The sequence below is a fragment of the Bacillus sp. EKM501B genome (assembly GCF_011800505.1).
In the GTDB taxonomy this organism is placed as follows: domain Bacteria; phylum Bacillota; class Bacilli; order Bacillales; family Bacillaceae_G; genus Bacillus_A; species Bacillus_A cereus.
The window spans coordinates 1-4,508 of the sequence record NZ_JAALFZ010000045.1 but is presented as its reverse complement, the minus strand read 5'-3'; the positions used below and the strand labels follow the sequence as shown (position 1 = coordinate 4,508).

Genomic DNA, 4,508 nt, shown 5'->3' with positions numbered 1-4,508 from the left:
AATTAACACACTTTCTAAAAAATAGCAAATTTCAAAAATAAGTCCTTATGGTAATTAGCTACTAATAGTTGTTGCTGAAGAAAAAGTCACTATGATAGTCATCACAGCAAGAAATTGCCAAAGGATCTCAACAATATCATTGGTTTGATTTTTTTAGACATTCAACAACTGATAAAATTAGCTATTTTCGAACTGAATTTTACTTCTGGTAACGATAATTATGTAAATAAGCTGTCCATAGGGGCAGCTTATTTTATTTTTTTTGCTTAGCGTAGGTTATTTTGCAAAATGCTGGTGGTATCTCTATACAGTTACTCATAATTTTCGTACTGTGTAACTCAAAAGACAAAGTTAAATGAAATCAATGATACTAAGGGATTTCACGATAGGGTCAGTTACACACAATATAAGATATGGGTAAGTGATTAAAAGAAATATAGAATCTATATATAATATAATTTGATAGAGGAGGGATAAAATGGATGATATAAAAGTCTTTACATTAGTAGTAACTACTGGTGGAGTTATTATTACTGCAATTTTAACTCATATATTAACTTCAAAAAGAGAAAAATTTGCAAAGACATATGAATACAAAGTCAAGATGTTAAAAGATCTTTACGCACCAATGTATAAAATTTTATTGCAAGGTATAAGAACTAACTCCCAATATAAAGGGATAAATTCAGAACAATTTAAACAGATTGATGAAATATGTCGCGAAAATATTGAATTGGTAGATCCAATACTTCAGAAAATTATCTATGAAACAGATATCAGTATTGTGTTTGCTGAGGATTTTGAAAAATCATTAGAATCAAGTTCCATCCGTGCCAAAGACAGGAAGTTGTTTGCTTATGTTCAATTTCAATATAATTATTTTAGAAAAAATTTAGGTTTACCGTTTGACCGTAAAATAACTAACGTATTTCCACTTCCTAATATTATAGGAACAGCGGAGATCCATTCAGTAATTGACCAAAAAATAATGAAGAGAATGATAGAAAATAGTAAGAAATAATAAAAATATGTGGCAGAGTCGTGACCGCTTTTTGGCAGGAAATGTGCCGGTTGTTTTGGAATCAACATGATATATTTGTATTGTGAGAAGTGGCGGAAAACACAACTCATAATGTTCCTTTATAATCTATATGTTGTCTAAACGATTTCATAATGATGGCACATAAAAACCGAAACCAGCAGATGGTAAAGATTGAATGATACTATTATTAGGGGGCTTTTGCTCTTCTTCCAGTTACTTAATATTGTTGGTGCATATCAGCGGTTCATCATTAGGTGATTGGAATAAGGATAAAACTTCACGTACCGGAATTAAAGCACAAATTAATAACCCATTTCAAAGCATCCATACGGATGCCTTTTATTTTGAAGAAGGCTGAAAAATGAAACTAGCTAAACAAGAACAAGTGGTTGCAATTGGTACTTTTATTTCAATGTTAGGACAGGACCTTATAAAAGGGCGTATTAATAAGCAAAAATTAGAGATTGTAAATTGAACTTCCAATGAAATGGAATATGTGTAATTATTTTCTAAACAAAGTATAGAAAATGGTGAATAGTCTGTATTTATTTTCTAAAATTTATAAATATTTACAAAATTTAAAAAACACTTTAAGCTTGGGTTGTACCAAAAAATTCTAATTAAAAAGGGGATGTTGTTATGTTTAAAAAATTAGTAATGGGGACATTAGCAACTGGTATTGTATTAACAGGTGGAATTGGAGCTTCGGCTGCAACATTCACAGCGGATGATGTTAAAAGCTCTAAAGCTTTAGCTGCCTCAGTTTGTCCTCCTAGTTCAAACACCTTAAAAATGGAAATGACAAACAAAACGGGTGTTTTTGCAAACGTTTGGGATCAAACAGAAAAGCGTATTAAATGGTATTTCAAAGCTATGCATTTTAATCAATCAACAGGAATTTACACTGGATGTTATGAGGGACAAAAGTATTAATATGGAACATTAATAAAGAAGCGTGCTCAATTAATTGAGCACGCTTCTATTTTTGTGAGGCTTTATATTGATGATAAAAAGATTATTATACATTACTAAAATGGATTGTTTAGGAAGAAAAGTAACAGCGGAACCTATAGCTGAGCTATAGTAGCTTCAATCAAAGATGTTGTAATTAAGAAAGCAACGTTTAAAGGAGTGAGATAAATGAATTTAATTAAATTAACTAAACTAAACAAGAACAAGCGGTTGCGATTGGTACATTCATTTCGATGTTAGGACAGGATCTTGTAAATGAACGTATTGATAAAAAGAAATTAGAAAGTGTACTTCCTATCTTTAATGAAATGCAAGATAACACAACACCAAAGCAAAAGAGAGAAGCAATGATTAGTTTGCTTGGTAAAGCGGTGGATGAATTCTTAGAAAAGTAGCCATAAAAAAAGGAAAGGTAACTCGCTTTGGGGTGCGAATTACTTTTCCTGATGGCAATGTTAACTTTATTATAACGAATTGTATTTATTTGGTAAATGTATAATCGGAATATTCTTGTTAAAGGAGTGAGATAGATGTGTGAGGTTCGTACTGAGATTAACCATTACCATACTTCTAAATGTTTAGTGTGTGGCCATCAGGATAGAGTTAATTATCCGTCAAAAGAAGAATATCAAGAAGTAACTGTTTGTCCTAAATGTAACGGTGCGTTTGTAGATATGTATAAGTTAGAGAAGTACAAACAATCTAACGAGACTGTAGAACCTTTATTAGCAATTACATTAACAGATATAGATGCTAAACCGATAGTTCATTACAAAGGCAAACAGATTGATAGAAAGTTACGTGTTGCATTTGATTGGGAAACACAATCGTTTGATAAGATTAATCGGACATACATTCATATTGAACATGTACCATCTGATAATAAGCGTTTCAATACTGAAGTCATCCAACATAATCATCCTATTGTGGAAAAACAGGTAGAGAGATATCGGTTATGAAAGAATACAAAACCAAACAACAGAAGCGTAAGTTCTATGACAGTGGTGAATGGAAGAGCATACGTGAACAAGTAAAGAAGAAAGACAACTATGAATGCCAAGAGTGTAAGCGCAATGGTAGTGTTCGTGTGGACACCAATGAGTACAGTGAGAGTGCAAAGCGTAAGAAGATTCAACTCGTTGTCCATCATATAAAAGAACTGGAACATTATCCGGAACTTGCATTAGAAATAGATAACTTAGAAACAGTCTGTGTGGATTGCCATAATAAAGAACACGGACGAGTGTTTGTTAAGAAGATAAACAAATGGCAAGACGATGAGAGGTGGTAACGTTGGGTACTTATGAACAAGATGTAGCTTTATTAGTTAAAGCTTATAGACTTGAAGGTTATGTCATTACAAATGAACAGGCTGAAGATATTTGGTCAGAGTATTCGAATGAGTTAAATGCTTCTTGGATGATGATGGGTAATAAAACGGATGGTTTATATGAAACAACTAAAAAGATTGCTGAGAAATTAAAAATAATACCCCCCCTTAAATAATTTTATCAAAAATTGCTCTAAGGGGCACCGGAGGAGGGGGTCGTTTTTCCAGATTTTTAAGTTGTTTCGTATAGGACCCCTACCTAGTATGAAAATATGATTGAATCGAGGTGATATTATGGCGGACATTGATGAGCGTGAGGTGCTAGTTAACAAAGAAAAAAATCGTTTGAAAAGATTATTTAAAGACATCCCACCTAGTAAGTTAAAAGTGGTTGAAGGATTAATTATTCAGGCAGCAAGATTACGAGTTTTTTTAAATGAGATGTGGATGGATATATCTGAGAATGGTGACTATGAAATGTTCTCACAATCTGATAAAACAGAGCCGTATGAAAGAGAACGACCTGTTGCCCGGTTATATAATACCCGTGATCAATCATATCAAAGGGTCATTAAACAACTAACGGATTTGTTGCCAGAAGGAAATAATAAAAAAGAAATTAAGAAATATTCGGCAAGTGATTTAATATGATTGTTCATAAGTATGTAAGTGAATATATAGAACTATATGAAATAGGAACAGTGGTATTAAATAAAGAACGTATCATGCTTATACATTATTTAAAGCAAGATATATTAACCCGTAATGATTTACATTTTGATGTGGATTTAATTCATAAATGTGTAACTTTCATAGAAAAGTGGCATTTCAAATTAAATTCCTTTCAGAAATTTTTAATAGCATTTGTGTTTTTGTTTGATGAATATGAGGATGTTTATTTTGATCAACACTTCTGGATGATGGCAAGGGGTGCTGGTAAAACCGGATTGATTAGTGCGTTGACACACTTCTTTATTAGCGAATTGCACGGTATTGAGCATTACAACGTATCAGTAGTTAAACCGAAAGCATCCGTGCAATATAAAGAACACGATTTAAAAGGAAAAACTTACTACATTACGACTTTTAACGTCTATATTTCTATAAAATAAAAAAAGGCCAGCTTATAGGCTGGCTCTTTTTTATGGATGATATACTCCCTGA

At 32.3% G+C, this 4,508-nt stretch carries 7 protein-coding genes and 1 pseudogene; all 8 read left to right on the top strand.

The annotated features are described in order from the left end of the window. The first annotated feature begins 478 nt into the window (after nucleotides 1–478). Nucleotides 479–1,021 carry a hypothetical protein gene (locus HFD78_RS28870; protein ID WP_000340947.1) on the top strand — a complete coding sequence of 181 codons (543 nt, stop codon included), beginning with the start codon at nucleotides 479–481 and terminating at the stop codon, nucleotides 1,019–1,021. A 660-nt stretch (nucleotides 1,022–1,681) separates the two neighbouring features. Then, a complete protein-coding gene (locus tag HFD78_RS28865; protein WP_000473804.1) occupies nucleotides 1,682–1,975 on the top strand; it encodes an LCI fold-containing protein in 294 nt (97 codons plus the stop codon). 272 nt (nucleotides 1,976–2,247) lie between these two features. Next, entirely contained in the window at nucleotides 2,248–2,409 is a 162-nt protein-coding gene (locus HFD78_RS28860; protein WP_000901438.1) for a hypothetical protein, read from the top strand. A gap of 135 nt (nucleotides 2,410–2,544) precedes the next feature. After that, nucleotides 2,545–2,973, top strand: coding sequence for a hypothetical protein (locus tag HFD78_RS28855; protein ID WP_000333447.1), 429 nt, complete (start codon nucleotides 2,545–2,547; stop codon nucleotides 2,971–2,973). Beyond that, nucleotides 2,970–3,305 (top strand): HNH endonuclease, encoded by a 336-nt coding sequence (locus tag HFD78_RS28850; protein ID WP_000666397.1) that lies wholly within the window; start codon nucleotides 2,970–2,972, stop codon nucleotides 3,303–3,305. Before HFD78_RS28855 ends, HFD78_RS28850 begins: the two co-directional genes overlap by 4 nt. 2 nt (nucleotides 3,306–3,307) lie before the next feature. Beyond that, nucleotides 3,308–3,520, top strand: coding sequence for a hypothetical protein (locus HFD78_RS28845; RefSeq protein ID WP_000537648.1), 213 nt, complete (start codon nucleotides 3,308–3,310; stop codon nucleotides 3,518–3,520). Between the two features lie 118 nt (nucleotides 3,521–3,638). Further along, a complete protein-coding gene (locus HFD78_RS28840) occupies nucleotides 3,639–3,995 on the top strand; it encodes a hypothetical protein (RefSeq protein ID WP_000763334.1) in 357 nt (118 codons plus the stop codon). After that, nucleotides 3,992–4,363, top strand: a pseudogene (locus HFD78_RS28835) (terminase large subunit); the annotation flags it as partial. The gene HFD78_RS28840 and the pseudogene HFD78_RS28835, both read left to right, overlap by 4 nt. Nucleotides 4,364–4,508: the final 145 nt, after the last annotated feature.

Bases quoted from the DNA above. Each gene is read 5' to 3' on its own strand.
- HFD78_RS28870 (WP_000340947.1), top strand. From the start codon at position 479: ATGGATGATATAAAAGTCTTTACATTAGTAGTAACTACTGGTGGAGTT.
- HFD78_RS28865 (WP_000473804.1), top strand. From the start codon at position 1,682: ATGTTTAAAAAATTAGTAATGGGGACATTAGCAACTGGTATTGTATTA.
- HFD78_RS28860 (WP_000901438.1), top strand. From the start codon at position 2,248: ATGTTAGGACAGGATCTTGTAAATGAACGTATTGATAAAAAGAAATTA.
- HFD78_RS28855 (WP_000333447.1), top strand. From the start codon at position 2,545: ATGTGTGAGGTTCGTACTGAGATTAACCATTACCATACTTCTAAATGT.
- HFD78_RS28850 (WP_000666397.1), top strand. From the start codon at position 2,970: ATGAAAGAATACAAAACCAAACAACAGAAGCGTAAGTTCTATGACAGT.
- HFD78_RS28840 (WP_000763334.1), top strand. From the start codon at position 3,639: ATGGCGGACATTGATGAGCGTGAGGTGCTAGTTAACAAAGAAAAAAAT.